This is a genomic window from Chitinophagales bacterium, from assembly GCA_017303835.1.
In the GTDB taxonomy this organism is placed as follows: Bacteria; Bacteroidota; Bacteroidia; order Chitinophagales; family Chitinophagaceae; genus JAFLBI01.
Window position 1 is genome coordinate 47721 of the sequence record JAFLBI010000002.1, and the last position, 19473, is coordinate 67193.

At 42.3% G+C, this 19473-nt stretch carries 16 protein-coding genes; 11 read left to right on the plus strand and 5 right to left on the minus strand.

Features of this window, described 5'->3' with window-relative positions; genetic code table 11:
- The first annotated feature begins 12 nt into the window (after nucleotides 1–12).
- From J0L83_12950 to J0L83_12960, 3 genes are all read left to right on the plus strand, one after another.
- On the plus strand, nucleotides 13–1389 hold the full coding sequence (locus tag J0L83_12950) for an efflux RND transporter periplasmic adaptor subunit (protein ID MBN8665483.1): 1377 nt from the start codon (nucleotides 13–15) through the stop codon (nucleotides 1387–1389).
- 93 nt (nucleotides 1390–1482) lie between these two features.
- Nucleotides 1483–2487 (plus strand): NAD(P)-binding domain-containing protein, encoded by a 1005-nt coding sequence (locus J0L83_12955; GenBank protein MBN8665484.1) that lies wholly within the window; start codon nucleotides 1483–1485, stop codon nucleotides 2485–2487.
- A gap of 98 nt (nucleotides 2488–2585) precedes the next feature.
- A complete protein-coding gene (locus tag J0L83_12960; protein MBN8665485.1) occupies nucleotides 2586–2957 on the plus strand; it encodes a helix-turn-helix transcriptional regulator in 372 nt (123 codons plus the stop codon).
- Here the strand turns inward: J0L83_12960 and hemW are convergent.
- Nucleotides 2954–4078 carry a radical SAM family heme chaperone HemW gene (gene hemW, locus J0L83_12965; GenBank protein ID MBN8665486.1) on the minus strand — a complete coding sequence of 375 codons (1125 nt, stop codon included), beginning with the start codon at nucleotides 4076–4078 and terminating at the stop codon, nucleotides 2954–2956. The two genes, J0L83_12960 and hemW, sit on opposite strands and share 4 nt — an antisense overlap.
- Nucleotides 4079–4164: 86 nt before the next feature.
- Between hemW and J0L83_12970 the strand changes: the two genes are divergently transcribed.
- The 7 genes from J0L83_12970 (at nucleotide 4165) to gldN (ending at nucleotide 13011) form a co-directional block, all read left to right on the plus strand.
- Entirely contained in the window at nucleotides 4165–5121 is a 957-nt protein-coding gene (locus J0L83_12970) for a DUF4271 domain-containing protein (GenBank protein ID MBN8665487.1), read from the plus strand.
- Nucleotides 5122–5148: 27 nt separating this feature from the next.
- Complete coding sequence (locus tag J0L83_12975) at nucleotides 5149–5949, plus strand: uroporphyrinogen-III synthase (GenBank protein MBN8665488.1); 801 nt, start codon at nucleotides 5149–5151, stop codon at nucleotides 5947–5949.
- Between the two features lie 69 nt (nucleotides 5950–6018).
- A complete protein-coding gene (locus J0L83_12980) occupies nucleotides 6019–8079 on the plus strand; it encodes a thioredoxin domain-containing protein (GenBank protein ID MBN8665489.1) in 2061 nt (686 codons plus the stop codon).
- Between the two features lie 181 nt (nucleotides 8080–8260).
- Complete coding sequence (locus J0L83_12985; protein MBN8665490.1) at nucleotides 8261–9547, plus strand: SUMF1/EgtB/PvdO family nonheme iron enzyme; 1287 nt, start codon at nucleotides 8261–8263, stop codon at nucleotides 9545–9547.
- Nucleotides 9548–9584: 37 nt separating this feature from the next.
- Complete coding sequence (gene gldL, locus J0L83_12990; protein MBN8665491.1) at nucleotides 9585–10331, plus strand: gliding motility protein GldL; 747 nt, start codon at nucleotides 9585–9587, stop codon at nucleotides 10329–10331.
- Nucleotides 10332–10384: 53 nt separating this feature from the next.
- Nucleotides 10385–11956 (plus strand): gliding motility protein GldM, encoded by a 1572-nt coding sequence (gene gldM / locus J0L83_12995; protein MBN8665492.1) that lies wholly within the window; start codon nucleotides 10385–10387, stop codon nucleotides 11954–11956.
- 5 nt (nucleotides 11957–11961) lie between these two features.
- Nucleotides 11962–13011 (plus strand): gliding motility protein GldN, encoded by a 1050-nt coding sequence (gldN, locus tag J0L83_13000; protein MBN8665493.1) that lies wholly within the window; start codon nucleotides 11962–11964, stop codon nucleotides 13009–13011.
- A 196-nt stretch (nucleotides 13012–13207) separates the two neighbouring features.
- Here gldN and J0L83_13005 read toward each other — a convergent pair whose 3' ends face one another.
- Genes J0L83_13005 through J0L83_13020 form a run of 4 tightly spaced genes read right to left on the minus strand, consistent with a single transcriptional unit; the run spans nucleotide 13208 to nucleotide 17699 of the window.
- Nucleotides 13208–15019, minus strand: a complete 1812-nt coding sequence (locus tag J0L83_13005; protein MBN8665494.1) for an excinuclease ABC subunit C — start codon at nucleotides 15017–15019, stop codon at nucleotides 13208–13210.
- A complete protein-coding gene (locus J0L83_13010; protein ID MBN8665495.1) occupies nucleotides 15009–15611 on the minus strand; it encodes a hypothetical protein in 603 nt (200 codons plus the stop codon). The genes J0L83_13005 and J0L83_13010 overlap by 11 nt, the downstream gene beginning before the upstream one ends.
- A 31-nt stretch (nucleotides 15612–15642) precedes the next feature.
- Nucleotides 15643–17097 (minus strand): hypothetical protein, encoded by a 1455-nt coding sequence (locus tag J0L83_13015; GenBank protein ID MBN8665496.1) that lies wholly within the window; start codon nucleotides 17095–17097, stop codon nucleotides 15643–15645.
- Nucleotides 17098–17117: 20 nt separating this feature from the next.
- Nucleotides 17118–17699 carry a sigma-70 family RNA polymerase sigma factor gene (locus tag J0L83_13020; GenBank protein MBN8665497.1) on the minus strand — a complete coding sequence of 194 codons (582 nt, stop codon included), beginning with the start codon at nucleotides 17697–17699 and terminating at the stop codon, nucleotides 17118–17120.
- 144 nt (nucleotides 17700–17843) lie between these two features.
- Between J0L83_13020 and J0L83_13025 the strand changes: the two genes are divergently transcribed.
- Nucleotides 17844–19472, plus strand: a complete 1629-nt coding sequence (locus tag J0L83_13025; GenBank protein ID MBN8665498.1) for a DUF1800 domain-containing protein — start codon at nucleotides 17844–17846, stop codon at nucleotides 19470–19472.
- Nucleotide 19473 lies beyond the last annotated feature (1 nt).

A 19473-nucleotide genomic window follows, 5' to 3' on the forward strand; every position in this document is an offset into this window, starting at 1 on the left:
AAAAACTGGATCATGAAGAATAAGAAATTATTGTGGTTAATCATTGCGCTGGTAGGCATTGTGGTCGTATTGATTGCATTGAAATCTGCCGGTGTTATTGGCAAAGAAGAAGGCATCAAGGTCTCTGTAGAGAAAGCTGCCAACAGAACCATTATCGAAACGGTGAATGCCAGCGGTAAGGTATACCCTGAAGTAGAAGTAAAAGTGAGCCCTGATGTTAGCGGTGAAATCGTTGAGTTAACCGTGAATGAAGGTGATAGCGTAACCAAGGGTCAGGTAGTTGCCAGAATCTTTGCAGACATCCTCGCTTCTCAGCGCGATCAGGCATCTGCTGTTGTGTCTCAGCAGCAGGCGCAGGTAGCCAATGTGAGTGCACAGCTCGGTGCTTTAAAAGCTACTTTGGATCAAACTGAAGCTAACTACAACAGACAGAAAAAGCTTTTTGATGAGAAAGTGATTTCACGCTTAGAATACGAGCAGGCAGATCAGGCTTATCGTTCTGCTAAGGCCAATTATGCTGCAGCACAGGAAAGTATCAATAGTAGTAAAGCTGCTGTAAGAAGTGCACAAGCACAGTTGACAAGAGCTGATAAGGATGTTGGTCGTACTGTTATCGTTGCGCCAATGAGCGGTATCGTATCATTGCTGAGCGTGAAAAAAGGTGAGCGCGTGGCTGGTAACAGCTTTAACGTTGGTACAGAAATGATGCGTATTGCAGATATGCGTAGTATCGAAGTGCGTGTAGATGTTGGTGAGAATGATATCCCTAAAGTAAAGATTGGTGATACGGCTTTAGTAGAAGTAGATGCGTATAGCAATAGAAAGTTCAAAGGTTTGGTGTATAAGATCGCAAACCCACAAACAAGTGCTGCTCTTGGCGGTGCTGCTACAACCAATGAAGTAACCAATTACAAGGTGCATATTCGCTTACTGCGCGAAAGCTATACAGACTTAATGGGCAAAGGCAAATCATTCCCATTCCGTCCGGGTATGAGTGCCAGTGCAGATATTCAGACAAAGACAAAAGCGAATGTGTTGTCTGTGCCTTTGAATGCAGTTACTACACGTAGCAAAAAAGATGAAGCGCCTAAAGCAGGTGATGATAAGAAATCAGATAAGCCAGCTGAGTCGAACAATACAGCTGAAAACAAAGCTGCTGAAGACGATATTGAAGAAGTAGTATTTGTATTGCAGAAAGACAATACCGTAAAAAAACTGAAAGTGAAGACTGCTGTTCAGGACCTGAACTATATTGAGGTGCTGGAAGGAATTAAAGTAGGTGATCAGGTAGTGACTGGCCCGTATAACACAGTAAGTAAGCTTTTAAAGCAAGGCGATAAGGTGAAAGTGGTAGAAAAGGATAAGTTATACGAGGATAAAAAAGATTAAATCAAATGATTCAGCGCAAATCCCGCCAACGGCGGGATTTGTTTTTTGTATGGACTTACTTAGTATGTTTGTTGCCAACCTAATGCCAGCAACATGCAGTTTGGAATGATTGGTAGTGGAAGTTGGGCAACTGCACTGTCCAAAATTCTCACAGATAACGGTAATCACATACACTGGTGGATGCGTAATAGTGATTCCATCAAGTATATGCGCAGCAGACGCCATAATCCACATTACCTGAACGCTGCTTATTTCAACATGGCTCAAATTACGCTGGATGATCAATTGTCTACCGTAGTTCAGAATAGTGATGTGCTGGTGGTTGCTGTACCATCTGCATTTGCAGAAGATGCCCTCAGTGCCATCAAACCAGAAGAGCTGAAGGGGAAAAAAATAGTCTCTGCGATAAAAGGGATGTTGCCTACTCATAATCAATTACTTCATGAGTTTTTGGCCAACCGCTTTCAATTTCCATTGGAGGATTATTATACTGTATTAGGTCCCTGCCATGCGGAAGAAGTGGCTGCGGAGAAGCTCTCCTATCTTACTTTCTCGGGAAAGGATGCTCAGCAAACTGCGGATATTGCTGCAAACTTTAGAACGGAATATTTGAACACTGTTGTTAATTCTGATGTTATCGGGGTACAGTATGCAGCAGTCTTGAAGAATATTTACGCACTCGGAGCAGGTATTGCCCATGGATTAGACTACGGCGATAACTTTCAGAGTGTATATATTGCCAACGCCGCCGATGAAATGGTACGCTTTTTGCGTAAAGCAAGCAGCACAGCAGAACAGCAGGAGGCGCCTATCAATTATGCTGCATCTGTGTATCTGGGAGATTTGCTGGTTACCTGTTACTCTTTGTACAGCCGTAACCGCACTTTTGGTAACATGATCGGGAAGGGGTATTCCGTTCGGTCTGCCCAGCTGGAGATGAATATGGTAGCAGAAGGGTATAATGCCAGTAAATGCATTTACCATACAAACCAGCTGATACAAGCCGAAATACCGATTGCGACAGCCATTTACCGGATACTCTGGGAGCAAATGCCCGCCCAGGAAGGATTCAGAATGATTGAGGAAATTTTGGTGTAAGCTTGGTTTTTTTACAGCAGAGGGATATTTTCGTATTCCTTGTTTGACCTCCACTGAAACCTGCCGACGCAGACTTTTCATCATTAAAAAAGGACTTTATGCCAGGTTCAGTTATTCGTAAGTACAGGGAGTTGAGAAACTACACGCAGGAGTATGTAGCTAAGCAGATGAACATTTCTCAGAATGCGTATAGTAAGATTGAAAACAACTATACCCAACTGACAGTCAAGCACGTAAGGGACTTATCGAGAATTCTCGAAGTATCCATTTTGGATTTACTGAAAAGTGATTTTGAGATTCACAAACCTGCTCAAATGCAGCTGGAGAGTGTGTCTAAAGACAACTTGCTTATGGTGCTAGACCAGCTTTCAACCAAGTTGAAAGACAAACATCCGCAAAAGCATGATTTTTATCCCGTGGTAATGTCCATGCTGCAAGCGGTTGACAATACGCTGGAAAACGTTCACTAGTCCTCAAACAAAGCTGCTGCAATTCCATCGGCCCAGCTCTTTCCGCTGCGGCTGAGTATCAATACATCAGACTGATGTATAACTCTGCCGTCTTTTATAAAGGGCTCAGCCATACGCATGATTCTTGCTGTCTGATGTTCACCCCAAGTGCCTGCTTTTTGCAGTGATAAACCCTCGGCCGTTCGCAGGCTGGTCATGATATATTCGTTGAGTTGTTGTGTTGCAGTCAGCATTTCAACCTCTGCAGGAATATCTCCTAGTTCGATAGATTGCACATAGAGGTTATTGTTGGAAATATTCCATTGTCTGCTGTATCCATTGAAAGAGTGTGCCCCTGGCCCTAATCCCAAATAGTGTTTACCCATCCAGTAACTACTGTTATGTTGGCTTCTGAAACCTGGTTTAGCAAAATTGGAGATCTCATAGTGTTCGTACCCCGCATCTTCCAGTTGCTGCATTAATATGTTGGACTGTCGTACTTGCTTTTCAGGATCCGTTGCAGCTGATTTTCCCTTCTCTACAAAATGTGCTAAAGCTGTTTGAGGTTCTACAGTTAGGGCATAAGCAGCAATGTGTGGTACCTGATGATCAACAGCGATCGCAATGTTTTTGCTCAGTTGCTCATCTGACAGCAGGGGGCTGCCATAGATGAGATCAATGCTGAAATTGGTGAATCCACTTTGTTTGATTAATGGAATACAATCCTGTGCCTGACTCGCTGAGTGAGCCCGATTCATCCAGCTCAATTCGTCCTGATCGAAGCTTTGTATTCCTACACTTAGCCGATTTACGCCCATTGCACGCCAACTAACTAAAGCCTGTGGATTAATATCATCGGGATTGGCTTCCAGTGTGATTTCTGCAGTATCAGCTACTTGAAAGCAATGATAAATCTTGTCCAGTATTTTTCTGAGCAATGCTGCTGGAACCAGTGATGGGGTGCCTCCACCAAAATAAATGGTTTCAATTTGCTGATGCTCGACATATGCTTGCCGCAGATGCAATTCTTTACAAATTGCATCAACCATGGCTTCCATCAATTTTGTAGATGTGGAGAAATGGAAATTGCAATAATGACAAGCTTTTCTGCAGAAAGGAATATGTATATAAATCCCCGCCATTCAATCAAAGGTAATGTTCCTTCCAGATCGGATTGAATGAGATTGCTTGGGGCTGCATGCGCTGAAACCTTATTTTTGTTGCACACATGTTGCGTATCCTTTTTTTATGTTTCGGATTGATTTTCGCTGGTATTGCAGATGCTCAGCGTGATACGACTTTGCAAGTAGATTCTGTGCAAGCACAACAGGCATTACTGCCTGCAGATACCATGCCGATGCAGGCAGACGCTTTGGCCCTTGCAGATTCAATTCGTATTGCTGATAGCCTTGCTCAATTGTTACCTGTTTTGCCAGTTAAAGACACGAGCACATATGCAAAATGGATGATCCACCCTTTGTTACCGCTTCAAAAAGCTGCTTTGTGGAAGATTGATGATCCAAAGATTAGTAATGGTAAAGACGGCCTTTTTTATTTGTTAACAGGATTGTTTGCTTTACTAGCTTTCATCCGAGTTGCATTTGGCAGGTACTTCTCTAATTTATTTGCCCTACTATTTCAGGCATCTTTTAGGCAAAAGCAAACCCGCGAGCAAATGGCTCAGGATAATCTGGCCTCCTTGTTCCTGAATATCTTGTTCTTTGCTTCTGGTGGGCTTTACATTACTTTATTGGTGCAGTATTATCATTGGTCGGATGCAGGTTTTTGGTGGCTTTTCATGTTGTGTGCGCTTACTTTAATGGGTGTTTACAGCATCAAATTTCTCTTTTTGCGTTTTACAGGCTGGGCCTTTCAGGCCGATCAAGCTGCCTCTACCTATGCATTTGTTGTTTTTCTGATCAATAAAATAGCTGGTGTGTTGCTTCTGCCAATTGTATTGGTGATGAGCTTTTCGTCACGCGGTATGCAGGATGTTGCACTCGGTTTGGCTAGTGGATTGCTAATCCTGCTTTTCCTCTACCGCTATTTTATATCTGCTGGAAACCTCCGTAACATATTGAAAGTGAATTTCCTGCATTTTTCTTTATACCTTTGCGCCGTGGAAATTTTGCCATTGCTGCTTATCTACAAAGTGCTGGTAAGCTATGTGGCAGGAACTCTTTAATTTTGCGAAACTTTTTGTAATAACCGCATGGCTAAGATCGGGGCGAAAAACACAGCAGCTGCCAGAAATAGTAAGACAATTCTCATTTCCCAGCCAAGACCGGAAAGCGATAAATCACCCTATTTTGATCTGGAACGTAAGTATCCGGTAAAATTGGTTTTCCATCCCTTTATCAAATTGGAAGGTATTGCTGCTAAAGAGTTCAGAAAGCAGAAAATTGATATCGCATTATATACTGCAGTCATCTTTACAAGCAGAAACGCAATCGATCATTTCTTTCGCACCTGCGAAGAAATGAAAGTGAGCATCAGTCAGGATACCAAGTATTTCTGTATTACAGAAGCTGTTGCCCTGTATCTGCAAAAATTTATTCTCTATAGAAAGCGTAAGGTTTTCTACGGTGCAGATGGTACCAACAAAAGCATGTTTGATGTGATCAACAAGCATAGAGAGAATGAGAAATTTCTGTATGTATGCAGCGAGAACCAGCAGGACAATGAGATCGTTAACTGGCTCAAGTCGCACAACTGCGAATATCAAATGGCATTCATGTACAGAAGTATCAGTAATGATATCAAGACGGTGATGGATGCTCAACCCATTGATGTGATCTGTTTCTTTACACCAAGCGGGGTTAAAAGTTTGTTTGACAATTATCCTGATTTCAAACAAAATGGCACTGTTATTGGCGCTTTTGGTAACAACACTTCTAAAGCTGTGGAAGAAGCAGGTTTGGATCTGGCAATTAAAGCTCCCGCACCACAAGCCCCAAGTATGATTTCTGCGCTCGATATTTTCCTTTCTTCGACAACGAGCAAAAAGAAATAACCACAACTATTCTCGACATTTGACAACCCCTGCAAGCTTGCAGGGGTTTTTATATTAAAGCATAGTACCATGGCAGCTTATAGTAATCAGCTCATACATGAGAATAGTCCCTATTTATTGCAGCATGCACACAATCCTGTTGATTGGTATCCATGGGGTGAGGAAGCGCTGCAAAAAGCAAAGCTAGAGGATAAGCCAATTCTTGTGAGTATTGGTTATGCAGCCTGTCATTGGTGTCATGTAATGGAGCGCGAAAGTTTTGAGAATCCCGACACTGCCGCGATTATGAATGCGCATTTTGTGAATATCAAAATCGATCGTGAAGAACGTCCGGATCTGGATCACATTTACATGGATGCAGTTCAGGCTATGACAGGTAGTGGGGGCTGGCCTTTAAATGTTTTCTTATTGCCAGATGGCCGACCTTTTTATGGCGGCACTTACTTCCCTCCGGTAAAAGCGTTTAATAGAAGTAGCTGGCGCGAAGTATTGCAGGGTGTGCATCAGGCTTTTGTTCAGAAAAGGCATGAGCTGGAAGCCCAGGCAACAAACCTGACCGAGCACTTGAAGCAATCAAATGGCTTTGGCTTTGCAAAGCAAGGTGCTCATGACAGCTTTATGCATCAGGATACACTGGCAACAATTGCCCAAAATTTTTTGCGCAATGCTGATACCCAGTGGGGTGGATTTGGCCGTGCGCCTAAATTCCCGCAAACATTCTCTATCACTTTTTTGCTGAGACACTACCACTTCACCGGCGATCAAGCTGCTTTGGATCAGGCATTGCTGAGTTTAGATAAAATGAATGCGGGGGGGCTTTATGATCAGGTTGGTGGAGGCTTTGCCAGATATAGTACCGATAATGAATGGCTGGCTCCGCATTTTGAAAAAATGCTGTACGATAATGCGTTATTGCTAAGCGCTTTGGCAGAAGCCTATCAGCTCACAAAACGAGATGAATACGCACGTGTGATGCGTCAGACAGTTGATTTTTTGGAAAGAGAAATGAAAGATGTAGCTGGCGGTTTTTGGAGTGCATTGGATGCAGACAGTGAGGGAGAGGAAGGTAAATACTACACCTGGCAATATGACGAAATTCAATCTTTATTAGGCGAAGACGCAGCTGTTTTTTGCGCCTATTTTGATGTTAGGCCTGAAGGTAATTGGCAGCATGATGCCAGTCATCCGGCAGTAACCATTCTGTTTGCACAAAAGGGTATGGAAACATTTGCAAGGGAGCGAGGTATGGAAATGAAAGACCTGCAAAGTCTTCTGGATCGATGCTTGCAAACCCTTTTAGCGTATCGACAATCGAGAGTAAGGCCACAAACAGACGATAAAGTGTTACTTGGTTGGAATGCGTTGTTAATCAAGGCATTTTGCAAGGTTTATGCAGCTTTGGGTGATGTGCGCTTTCGATCATTGGCCACTGAAACACTGGCTTTTGCTGAGGGTGCTTTTGCGAATGGACAAGGTGGATGGTTACATACCTGGAAAGGTGGGCAAGCAAAAATTCCGGCTTTCCTGGATGACCTGGCCTATCTGGTGGATGCCTATATCCATGTGCAGGAGATCACCGGCAATGTTCAATATCTGAAAAAAGCCAAGGCATTAACGGAGCAGATTCTGGCAAATTTTGGAGATACAGAGACGGCATTTTTCTTTTATACGTCTGAAAATCAATCAGATATAATTGTAAGGAAAAAGGAAGTGTATGATGGGGCAACCCCAAGTGGTAATGCGGTGATGGCGCAGAATTTACTTTATTTGTCGCTGGTTTTCAATCTGCCCGAATGGCATGAAAGGGCAATGACCATGCTTCGCCAATTGTCTCAAGCCATTGTAAAACATCCTGGCAGTTTCGGTGTTTGGGCTATGGCGCTGCAATGGCAAGTGCAAGAGCCATTGGAGTTGGTAGTTGTTGGAAAAGAAGCGCTTATGGCAATACATCCCATTTTGGAGCGTTATATACCCTGTAAGGTGTTTCAGTTGGCCGGTGAAATGCCTGAACATGGTTTTCCCTTATTGGAAGGGAGGTGGCAGGAGGGTAAAACAAGCTATTACCTGTGCAGACAATACAGCTGCCAGGCGCCTGTTGATACCCTTGAGGCTTTTTTAGCAATTGTGTAACATTGCAGCACGTAATTTGCATGCAATCCCTCCCTGCGGCGAAAGCCATGAATGACAAATAAAACAGTATCGTATAGACGATTTTTACCCGGTCAAACATTATTGGAAACTAACCGTTAAAAATGGCTTAGCAGCCACTGAAAACTATATATTTGTCACTATTCGAAAATGACTTTGTAGCATGAAAGGTATCCTGAGAAATATCCTATTAATCACCCTTGTATTGGCTATTGCATCATGCAATGCCTTCAAGAAGAACAAGTCTGGAAAAGGCTTGCCAGACAATGGTCAGCTGATGGGCATTGCACCTGTTGCAAAGCCTAACATGGAGCGTCCTAATGGTATGGTCTATGTGCCACCTGGAACTTTCCACCTTGGTCCTAGTGATGAAGACATCAGCTTTAGCTATGTTACCCGTAACAGACAGGTATCTATTCCAGGTTTTTGGATGGATGCTACTGAAATTACCAATAACGAGTATCGTCAGTTCGTGACATGGGTTAGAGACTCATTGGCCTACAAAATTCTGTTTGGCCAGGGAATCAATAAGCCTGATGACACAACTGCTGTTGATTGGAAGAAAGTAAGAACCATCAAGTGGGATAAAGCGACCATCGAAAAATTGAATGAATTGAATTTGGCACCTGATAACCGTTTGTTTGGTAAGGTGGAGATTGATCCTGATAAGCTGGTATATCGCGTTGAGTTCTTCGATCTGAACAACGCTGCCAAGCGTGAAAACATGGGCGTTCCAAGAAAAAACTTCATTGTTCGCAGAGATCAGAAAGTATATCCTGATACATTGGTATGGATGCGTGATTTCACTTATTCATACAATGAACCAATGACAAGAAGATATTTTGCTCACCCATCTTTCGGAAATTATCCCGTAGTGGGCATTACATGGAAACAAGCGGAAGCTTTTGCAAACTGGCGTACACGTTACATGAATAATTATCTGGAGCGCAAAAAATTCGCAACAGATGGTGAATACCGTTTACCTACTGAAGCAGAATGGGAATATGCTGCTCGTGGTAATAGAACAGGTTCCATGTTTGGCTGGGGTAACTACTATCTGAGAAACAAGAAAGGATGCTTGCTTGCCAACTTTAAGCCTGGCAGAGGTAATTATGCTGAAGACGGAGGTTTTTATACAGTTCGTGCTGACGCATATTGGCCTAATGAGTATGGCTTGTACAATATGTCTGGTAACGTAGCTGAGTGGACAAGCAGTTTATATTATGAAGGTGCTTACAATTTCATGAATGATTTGAGTCCAGATATACGTTACGATGCATCTGATAATGATAAGCCAAGAGATAAGCGTAAAGTAGTTCGTGGTGGTAGTTGGAAGGATATTCAGTATTTCCTTCAGGCTAGTACCAGAACTTACGAATATCAAGATACAGCGAAGTCTTACATCGGTTTCCGCTGTGTTGTTGACTTAACCCCTAGATCTAAGCGATAAACCAAAACCAACTTTCCATCAATCTAAATCAATCAACATGTCAGCAGGTGTTAATCCTACAGTAAACAGACTTGTGAATGTTTTCGTGTGCGTGGGTGCCGCAGTCGTAATCTTCGGTGCAATGGCTAAAATTCTTCACCTTTCATGGGCCGACTGGGCGCTGAAAATTGGTCTTACTACAGAAGCTTTGATCTTCTTAGTATATGCCATTCTGCCTCCTCCTGATTCGGGTCCATCTCATGTGGAAGTTGTAGACAAAGGCAATCCAGCTTTGAAGTCTATGGAGAAAATGCTGGAAGAAGCAGATATCACTCCTGCAAATCTGTCTAAGCTGAGCGCTGGTTTCCAGAAGCTGGGAACAACAGTTGATAAAATGGGTGAAGTTGGTGATGTGGTAAAATCAACAGGCGATTTCTCTAATAAAGCTAAAGAAGCAACAGCTGCACTGGGTAATATTGCCGGTGTTGTATCACAAGCTTCTAACTCTTTAAGTGCATTCAATCAGGCTTCAGAAAGCACACGTACTTTCCATGATCAGGTACAGGTATTAACTAAAAACTTGACGTCTTTAAATACGATTTACGAACTCGAATTGCAGGAAAGCAATAATCACCTGAAAGCGCTGAACCAGTTTTATGGTAAACTGGCGCAAGCTTCTGCAGCAATGCAAACTAGTGCTGAAGATGCCATCAGAGCGAAAGAGCAGATCACTGCACTTGCCAATAATCTTGGTAAGCTGAATCAGGTTTATGGTAACATGCTCACTGCTATGCAGGGCAGATAATCAAAACCTGCTTAAACCAAAACGAATCGCTAAGTATTTAAACGAAAACGATTATGTCTCTACCCAAGGAACCGCGGCAGAAAATGATCAACATGATGTACTTGGTGCTAACAGCCCTGTTGGCGCTTAACGTATCTTCAGAGATTCTGCATGCGTTCAAAACGGTAAATGAAAGCTTGATCACAGCTAGCAATACTGTTGAGAAAAAAAATGTGGAAATATTTAAATCATTCGAACGTAAGCTACAGGATCCAAAGACAGCTGAGAAAGCAGCCATTTGGAAGCCTTTGGCAGATAAGGCCAAGACTTTGTCGGATGATATGTATAAGTACCTCGAAAATTTAAAAGAAGAATTGATTCAGGAAGCCGGCGGCTATATTACTGACGAGGAAACAGGTCTTAAAAAAATCAAAGGAGAAGATAATCTTGATGCGGCTACCAGACTGTTCATCTCAAATCCTCCTGAAGGTAAAGCAAGAGGTAAAGAGCTCTACGAAAAGCTGAAAGCTTACAAAGAACAACTGTCTAACATTAGTCCGGACATCCTGAAAGAAGTAGCGCCAAACCTGCCATTAGATTTATCTATTCCCAATCCTGATAAAAAGAAGGATGTGAAGGAATCTGATTGGGCTTATTCTTATTTCCATATGACGCCCACTATTGCAGGTATTACTATTCTGAGCAAGTTTCAGAATGATATCAAGAATGCAGAATCTCAGGTTATTGAATACTGTCACAAAGAGATTGGTGAAGTAGAAATCGTGTACGACGAGTTTCAGGCGCTGGCTGGTACCAATGCAACTTACCTGATGCCTGGCGATGAACTGGTGATTACTGCAGGTATTGGTGCATTTTCGAAGAGTGCCAAGCCTTCAGTTTCAGTTGATGGGGCTTCTGCTTCCTTGAATGCTGATGGTATGGCTGAGTATAAAACCACGGTTGGTAACCCTGGTGAGTATACCAAGCGCGTAAACATCAATTATGTTAAGCCCGATGGTTCTACAGCAAATGTGGTTAAGGAAATTAAGTATACCGTAGGTGTTCCATCTGGATTGGTGGTTTCTACTGATAAGACAAGAGTATTCTATCAGGATTTAGAAAACCCACTAAGTGTAATTGGTGGCGGTGGTGCTGAAAAAGTTAGTGTAAACATCACCGGACCTGAAGTGAGTTTCCGTAATGCCGGTGCCGGAACTTATATCGTAACGCCTAAGCGTTTGGGAACTGCTACAGTAACTGCTAGCGATGGTAAGGGTAAGCCGGTTACGCTACAGATCCCTATTAAGCCTGTACCTGCGCCTTTGGCAACAGTAGGCGGCAAGGGTGGTGGTGAAATGCCTGCCGGTATTTTCAAACTGCAAAAGGGTGTGGCTGCAGAATTACGTGACTTCATTTTCGAAGGTGTTAAATACACCGTTACTTCATACATCGTTTACTTCACCGGTAAAGGTTTCGAAGATAGCCCCGGCTTCGCAGAGGTATCTGGTGCTTACTTTTCTGATGAAGTAAAGAATTTGTTGAAGCGTGTACAACCAGGAACAACCGTGGTATTTGATGATATCCGCGTGGTAGGACCTGGTGGTGGAAGAAAATTAGAACAGAACATATCCTTTACGTTAAACTGATATCTATGAGATTGAACAGATGGATGGTTGCAGGGCTTGTGGGCTTGTCTGTGATGCAGGTTGTTGACGCTGATGCACAATATCGTCGTCGTACCACCCCTCCGCCTGCTCAGCAGCAGCAACCAGCGCAGCAGCAACAAGCAAAACCTGATACAACAGGTAAGGGTAATATGCGCGATCTGAATTTCAACCAGCCTGCAAATCAGCAAATGCAGCAGCAGTCTTCTGCTCCTAAGTTTGCTTATGGTGATACTGCTATCGGTATTGAAACAAAATCTGCCCAATCGCTTAGAAATAACTACGCAGTTGATAGAAACCTGATTAAGGACAGAAAACCGCTGGCTTATGAACATATCCGTGAGGACGATGCTTTCTTCAGTGAATTCATCTGGCGCGAAATTGATGGACGTGAAAAGGCAAATCTGTCTTTCATGTATCCTGCCAAAGACGATAATGGAGACCAGCGTTTCTTTGCGGTACTACTTTCTGGTATCATTAATGACAGTGTAATGGCTTTTGAGGATGAGCGTTTTACTACGCCCATTGCTACTTCAAAAATCATGGATCAGTTGGCTGGTAAATTGGACACAGTTTCTGTACTGGATCCGGTAAGTGGAGAAGAAACAAAAACCATTAGCCGTACCTCTTCAGCTAACTTAGACTCAGTATATACGTTTCGTATTAAGGAGCAGGTAATCTTTGATAAGGAATCCAGCCGTTTGTATTTCCGAATTATCGGTGTTTGTCCGGTGGTTAAGCGTAAAGTAGGTAACAAGAGCGAAGCATTCCCATTATTCTGGTTATACTATCCGGATTTGCGCCCCACTTTGGCTAAGTATGAAGTGTATAATTCCAGAAACTTCTCTGGTCGTATGACGTGGGAAGAATTGTTTGAAAGCCGTTTCTTTTCCAGTTATATCACCAAGACAACCTGGAATAACCCATCTAATAAATCTTTAGCAGGTTTGATTAAAGACCCGCTGTTCAGACTCCTGGAAGGAGAGAATATCAAAGAGAAGATCTTTGCTTTCGAGCAAAACCTGTGGTCTTACTAGTGTTGATGGTTTAATTGTTAAATATTCAACGAAATCTATAAAAGGGCCTTAAATCTAAGGCCCTTATTATTTTTTTATGAAGAAAAACTGATGTCTCTTCTTGTGTATTGCTGAAATTCTTCTAATTTAGTTTCGGTTTTTCATAGGATATTGGATTTTAAAACGGGGCTGGATGTTTATCCTGGCCCCTTTTTATTTAAAACTTGCCTTTGAGCTTAAAATAGTCCAATACCTGTCTTGCCTTTGAAAGACCTATTACTGCAGTTAGCTCCTGCTCAGTAGCTGATGATACTTTTTTGACGGACTTAAAGTGCTGTAACAGTTTTTCTGCTGTTTGCTTGCCAATACCCTCAATATCTTCTAACTGATTCTTAAATGTGCCGGCTGATCTTTTCTTGCGGTGGAATGTGATGCCAAACCTGTGCACTTCATCACGGATAAAGCGGATCAGCTTCATACTATTGCTGTTCCAAGGTAGTTTCAATGATTCCTGATCACCAACAAAGAATAGTTCTTCTTCATTTTTCGCTAAACCCACCAAAGTCATTTCGCCTTCCAGTCCTAAGGCCTTTATGCTATCCATTGCAGCGTTCAATTGTCCTTTACCGCCGTCAATAATAACCAATTGTGGTAGCGAGCTGCCTTCCTCTTTTAAGCGACGATAGCGTCTGAAGACAACCTCACGCATTGTGGCAAAATCATCAATACCGGTAACTGTCTTCACATTAAAATGCCTGTAATCTGCTTTACTTGGTATGCCATCTTTAAAGCAAACCATGGCACTTACGGGATAGCTGCCCTGAAAGTGAGAGTTATCAAAGCATTCTATATGTACTGGGGCGTATTGCAAGTGTAAATAGTCCTGCAACTCATAAATTACTTGTTTCTTTTCCTGGTCAGAGCGGCCTTCGAGTTGCAGTATCTGCTTTTTTCTAAGTTCTTCTCTGAAGTAATTCACATTCTTGATAGAGAGTTCCAGCAGTTTCTTTTTATCTCCTGATTTAGGAATACTTACCGTTAAGTTTTCAGGGAGTTCTACTTCCTCAGCAACCACCACTTCTTTGGCCAGACTATTGAATGTGGCACGTAGCTGTTCAATAGCAAAGCTGAGTACTTCAGCAGTATCCTCTTCTAATTGTGTAGTTAATTGAACAGTATGCGTTTGTACGATGGTTCCATGTTCTACCATGAGGTAGTTCACATAGGCGGTATCATTTTCTTTCAGAATAGAGAATACATCGAGATGGCCTAGATGTCCTGAAACAATTACCGATCTTGCCTGGTAAGCTTCCAGCTCGTCTATCTTCTGCTTGATCATTCCGGCTTTTTCAAATGCAAGATCTGCTGCATATTGTTGCATTTCTTCCTTAAGGTGCTGCATTACCGGAGCAAGATTGCCCTTCAATATATTTCTTACCTGAAGCAAGGATTGCTGATAATCAACTTCTGATTGTAAACCCTCACATGGTCCTTTACAATTGCCTAAATGATATTCCAAGCAAACTTTAAACTTGCCTTTTTGTATATTGGCTGCAGTTAAAGGAAGTTTACAGGTTCTTAAGGGTATGAATAGTTTAATAATACCAAGCAACTCTCTTACTCTTCCAGCAGAAGTAAAGGGGCCCAGGTATTCAGATCCATCGTTGATTTTCTTTCGCGTCAGAAATATTCTTGGGAAGGGCTCTCTTTTAATGACGATATACGGGTAGGTCTTATCGTCTTTCAGATTGATATTGTATCTGGGTTTGTATTGCTTGATCAGTGCATTCTCCAGCAGAAAAGCATCTTGTTCAGAATCAACAATCGTGAATTCAATATGGTGAATTCTTTGAACCAGCTCATGTGTCTTGTAGCTGGTGAAGCTCTTAGAGAAATAGGAGCTTACTCGCTTACGCAAACTTTTGGCTTTCCCAACATACAGTAATTCACCATTCTGATGAAAATACTTGTAAATGCCAGGTTCAGTAGGAATTGTGTGGGCGATATGCTGGAACTGCTCAGCGGTCATTGCTCAGCAAAGGTAATGGGCCTTTATCGTTCCACTTAATGTAGTTGAGCTGAGTTTGTGTAAGGGAATCACTAAACTTTTTTGTTGTACTGATCCAAAAGCTTTTACCAGGTTTCCAAACGCCAGTAGTAAAGTTGATGGTATCTCCAGAAAGCCATTGCTGTCTGATAAAGATTCGCTTTACTTTATTGCTGTTTTCATCTGCTGTAATATCTGCCTGCTTTAGAGGGATATCGTTATCCTTGGTAGTATAGCTGAGTGTATAGGTCTTTGTCGTTTGGTCATTAAACACCGCTTCGTTAAACTGTTCCTTCCACTCTGGATCATTGAAGTCCTTTTGCAAGAACCTGTTTGCCCAGATTTTAAAATCAGTCGTATCAATAATAACAGAGTCTTTTTGCTTGTCTGTTATAGTGTAAGCGACCAAGAGATACGGTGTTTGAACAACATCTTTTACATCACCCATGATAAGCTCCTTAAGGGGAAAGAATGCTACGCTATCTGCAGTTGGTGATTGATGTTTGCCTTCTTTACAAGCAAAAAGTAGCACAGAAGAAAAATATCCAATAAACAATAAACTAATGAAACGCATGCGCAAAAATAAGGATCAGTAATGGAGACGACTAGTGTCTGATGGGGATTAACATACCCAGTTTTACACCAAAGTCTTTAAAATTCTCTCTGATGGGATAGGCATTGGTATAGGTAGGCAGGTGCTGGTAACGGAACTGCGGGCCAATCTGCCATGAAACCTTATTGGCTGTTGTGTAAGAGAAATTCAGACCAATGGTACTGTTCATATTCCACCTTCTGATCAGGTTGCTGCCATCAAAATAATGATTCAGGTCTGTGGTAAGCGTGTACAGTTTGCTATTCAGATTGAGCGTTGGTTGAATGCTAGCGTCAATCAATACGCCCAGTCGCTTACCTTTCACAATATCCAGTTGAAAGCCTACAGGGAAGGCAAGCTGATACAGTTTGTTGTCTATTACTGTTTCAGTAAAGCCAGATTTATTATTGATGCGTGTAAATACTGGTAGCTTTTGTACAGTTCTGTCGTCTCTAACCAGAATCACATCAGATTGCTCGTAACCAGATTGAAATGCTTCAATCAGGTAATGACGCAGATTGAATTGTATACCTGCCTTAATGCGGAAAGCCGGTTTTACTTGGTAGAATAAAGCCAGACCTAATTCCAGACCCAAACCAGGCCTGTGGCGAATACTGGGCTGGTTATTGCCTGGATTAAATACGGCACTGGTTATACTATTTGAAGCAGCATTATTGGTGGCATTCAGGATTCTTGCCTGTCCTTCATCTAAATTTCTGAAACCGGTAGAAGGTGATGTCCAGAACTGATAGCTGAACTTAGTGGGTGTGCCCTTTTTTCTGATCACAGGATTTTCTTTGTATCCCTGTTCACTCAGAAAATCATCAGCATCGTGTTCTTGTGCACCCGCTTTCTTCATTGATCTTCTAAAATCACCTGCAATATCTTTTGCTTCTTCAGGCAGTTCAGATGATACTTCATCACGTTCGGTTAGGTCTGCTTGTTCTTGCTGAATCATTTGTTCGCCAATCATGTCAACATAAGGAGTGATTTGCGCAATAGCAATTGTTGGTTGAAGCAAGCGTGTAGGTTGTTTTTCCTCCACGTTCACAACTGCTTGTTGACCAGCAAAAGCAGTATGGTTCAATATTGCTTCCAGCTCATTGTGTTCACGGATGATCTGCAAAGTCTGGTTAGTAAGATCAGCACCGGAAAATTGGTTGATATAATGTTTGCCGTTGGTTGCAGGTGATTGCATTGTTTGACCAGCAATCTCTTGTTGTAGGCTATTTTCCTGAAGCTTCAGGATATACGCTTGTTTGTCTGGATGATTGTTCAGTAAAGTGGAGATAGTGAGTGCAACCAAAACGGCCAGTGCAACCAAGGTGAGTGCAGGCCATGGTTTTTTACCATGGATGTTTTCCTGGATATTTTGCCAAAGCTGATCTGATGGATACAAGCGATGTTTGTCTGCTTGCTCCTGCAGAAAAGACTCCAACCAATCGTTATGTTCTTGCTCCTTGCTCATAATCTTTCAACACAGTGCACTCAAATACCGTTAAATGCTTTTAACCAATGCAGTTCTTCTTTCGGCTTTTCAATAATCCGCTTTCTGATCAACATGGCTTCCAGCATATTTTTTGCTCTAGTATACTGACTCCGGCTCGTGCTTTCCTCAATGTCCAGCATGGTGCCGATTTCTTTATGACTGAAACCTTCAATAGCATACAGGTTTAATACTGTTCTGTATCCTAATGGCAACTGTCTGATACATTCTACCACTTGTCTTGCCTGCATCATGGAGGGGATGGTTTCCTCCCTGAATTGAACAGTCTCAGCGTATTCCAGAGACAATTGCTCATGAAACTTTTTATGCTTTTTCAGCAGGTTGATACAGGTATGAATGATAATCCGCCTGATCCAGCCTTCAAAAGCACCTTTGTTCTGGAATGTATGTATCTGGGTAAATACTTTGATGAACCCCTCCTGCAGCATGTCTTCTGCATCTTCCCGGTTTTGTGCAAACCGGTAACAAACGCTTAACATCTTCGGACTATAGCGGTTGTATAATTCCCGCTGAGCCAGAGGATCATTTTGTAAGCAGCCTGCGATGATAGATTGCTCCGTCATGAAGGGGGTATTTCCCCTAAATATAGGACATCCGAAGCTTGTTTTTGCTGCATCAAACCAAAAAGATCACCCAGGCTTTCATGAATTCTTTGCTTTTAAGCTGCATTTATTAATTTCAAGTATCTCTTCAAGGAAAACCTGCACATGGAAATACCCCCTCCAACCCCACTTGTGCCGCCAAGTACCGGCCTACAGGTCTATGCTGGTAATTGGAGCAGGGCAGAAGTAATCCACCTGTTAAAACGCACCATGTTTGGTGCTGCAATTGCTGATATTCAATATTTTCTGGCAAAGGGGATGCAGGCATCCGTTGATGAACTTATTAACCCACAAGCACCTTTACCGGCTCCACCCGTAAAAGAGTATGATACCAATGGTGCGCTTACAACACCAGATACCCATATATCTGCAGGTCAAACCTGGGTTAACGATCCTAATAATGATGGAACCATACAATCCAGGCGAAGGGCTAGCTTCAAGAAATGGTGGATGGGTTGCATGGTGCAACAGGATAGAAGTATCCGTGAGAAGATGACGCTGTTCTGGCATAATCATTTTGCAACAGAAAGTAATGATATCGGTAACGCACAATACCTATACAAGCACCATAACTTATTGCGTACACATGCATTGGGCAATTTCAAAGAATTGGTGAAGCAAATCACAATTGATCCGGCTATGTTGGTTTACCTGAATGGGCAACTCAACACCAAAACAGCACCGGATGAAAACTATGCAAGAGAGCTGCAGGAACTTTTTTGTTGTGGTAAAGGCCCGGATTCACTTTACACAGAAGCTGATGTAAAAGCAGCTGCCAAAGTGTTGACTGGTTGGCAGAATAACGCTACGCAGATTAATTCGGTATTTACACTTTCCAGACACGACACAACCAATAAACAGTTTTCTGCTTTTTACAAGAATACGGTGATTACTGGTAGAAATACAGCTACTGCAGGTTTAGACGAGTTGAATGATTTACTCAATATGATTTTTGCCGCTGATGAAGTTGCAAAGTATATCTGCAGAAGAGTATACCGTTGGTTTGTGTACTATGATATCGATGCAAGTGTAGAGCAAAACATTATCACGCCACTTGCAGCAATTTTCCGGAACAATAATTATGAAATTAAGCCAGTATTGAAGGCTTTGTTGAGTAGTCAGCATTTCTACGATAGCCTCAGTATGGGTTGCGTTATCAAAAGTCCGCTGGATCTTGTGGTAGGTATGTGCAGGGAGTTCAATATCAGTTTTCAGCCAGCATCCGATTATGTAACGAACTACGGTTTTTATAATTATCTCGTAAGCTCCTGCACCAATATGCAGCAGAATCCCGGCGATCCACCGGATGTGAGCGGCTGGAAAGCCTATTATCAAGAGCCACAGTTCTATCAGATATGGATTAACAGCGATACTTTACCCAAGCGCAATCAGTTTACCGATACCATGATTGTGAACGGATACACATTTAATGGAAAGCGCATACAAATGGATGGTCCTGCGTTTGTACGCACTTTAAAGAATCCGGATGACCCCAATCTGTTGATTGATGAGTTGGTAGAAATTATGTATCAGACAGAATTGTCTACTTCCACCAAAGCGCAACTAAAGAAAGATATTCTATTGGGCGGACAGGCACAGGATTATTACTGGACCAATGCCTGGACAGCATTCGTCACCAATCCAAGCGACACAGCCAATGCCAATATTGTAAGAACACGCTTGCGCGATCTGATCAAGTATCTCATGAATCTTGCTGAATACCAACTCGCCTAAA

What these genes read in the sequence shown, in the direction of transcription:
- J0L83_12950 (MBN8665483.1), top strand. Translation starts at nt 13, where the DNA reads ATGAAGAATAAGAAATTATTGTGGTTAATCATTGCGCTGGTAGGCATT.
- J0L83_13020 (MBN8665497.1), bottom strand. Translation starts at nt 17,699, where the DNA reads ATGACGGAGCAATCTATCATCGCAGGCTGCTTACAAAATGATCCTCTG.
- J0L83_12955 (MBN8665484.1), top strand. Translation starts at nt 1,483, where the DNA reads ATGCAGTTTGGAATGATTGGTAGTGGAAGTTGGGCAACTGCACTGTCC.
- J0L83_13025 (MBN8665498.1), top strand. Translation starts at nt 17,844, where the DNA reads ATGGAAATACCCCCTCCAACCCCACTTGTGCCGCCAAGTACCGGCCTA.
- gldM (MBN8665492.1), top strand. Translation starts at nt 10,385, where the DNA reads ATGTCTCTACCCAAGGAACCGCGGCAGAAAATGATCAACATGATGTAC.
- J0L83_12980 (MBN8665489.1), top strand. Translation starts at nt 6,019, where the DNA reads ATGGCAGCTTATAGTAATCAGCTCATACATGAGAATAGTCCCTATTTA.
- J0L83_12975 (MBN8665488.1), top strand. Translation starts at nt 5,149, where the DNA reads ATGGCTAAGATCGGGGCGAAAAACACAGCAGCTGCCAGAAATAGTAAG.
- J0L83_12985 (MBN8665490.1), top strand. Translation starts at nt 8,261, where the DNA reads ATGAAAGGTATCCTGAGAAATATCCTATTAATCACCCTTGTATTGGCT.
- J0L83_13005 (MBN8665494.1), bottom strand. Translation starts at nt 15,019, where the DNA reads ATGACCGCTGAGCAGTTCCAGCATATCGCCCACACAATTCCTACTGAA.
- J0L83_12970 (MBN8665487.1), top strand. Translation starts at nt 4,165, where the DNA reads ATGTTGCGTATCCTTTTTTTATGTTTCGGATTGATTTTCGCTGGTATT.
- gldN (MBN8665493.1), top strand. Translation starts at nt 11,962, where the DNA reads ATGAGATTGAACAGATGGATGGTTGCAGGGCTTGTGGGCTTGTCTGTG.
- J0L83_12960 (MBN8665485.1), top strand. Translation starts at nt 2,586, where the DNA reads ATGCCAGGTTCAGTTATTCGTAAGTACAGGGAGTTGAGAAACTACACG.
- J0L83_13010 (MBN8665495.1), bottom strand. Translation starts at nt 15,611, where the DNA reads ATGCGTTTCATTAGTTTATTGTTTATTGGATATTTTTCTTCTGTGCTA.
- J0L83_13015 (MBN8665496.1), bottom strand. Translation starts at nt 17,097, where the DNA reads ATGAGCAAGGAGCAAGAACATAACGATTGGTTGGAGTCTTTTCTGCAG.
- hemW (MBN8665486.1), bottom strand. Translation starts at nt 4,078, where the DNA reads ATGGCGGGGATTTATATACATATTCCTTTCTGCAGAAAAGCTTGTCAT.
- gldL (MBN8665491.1), top strand. Translation starts at nt 9,585, where the DNA reads ATGTCAGCAGGTGTTAATCCTACAGTAAACAGACTTGTGAATGTTTTC.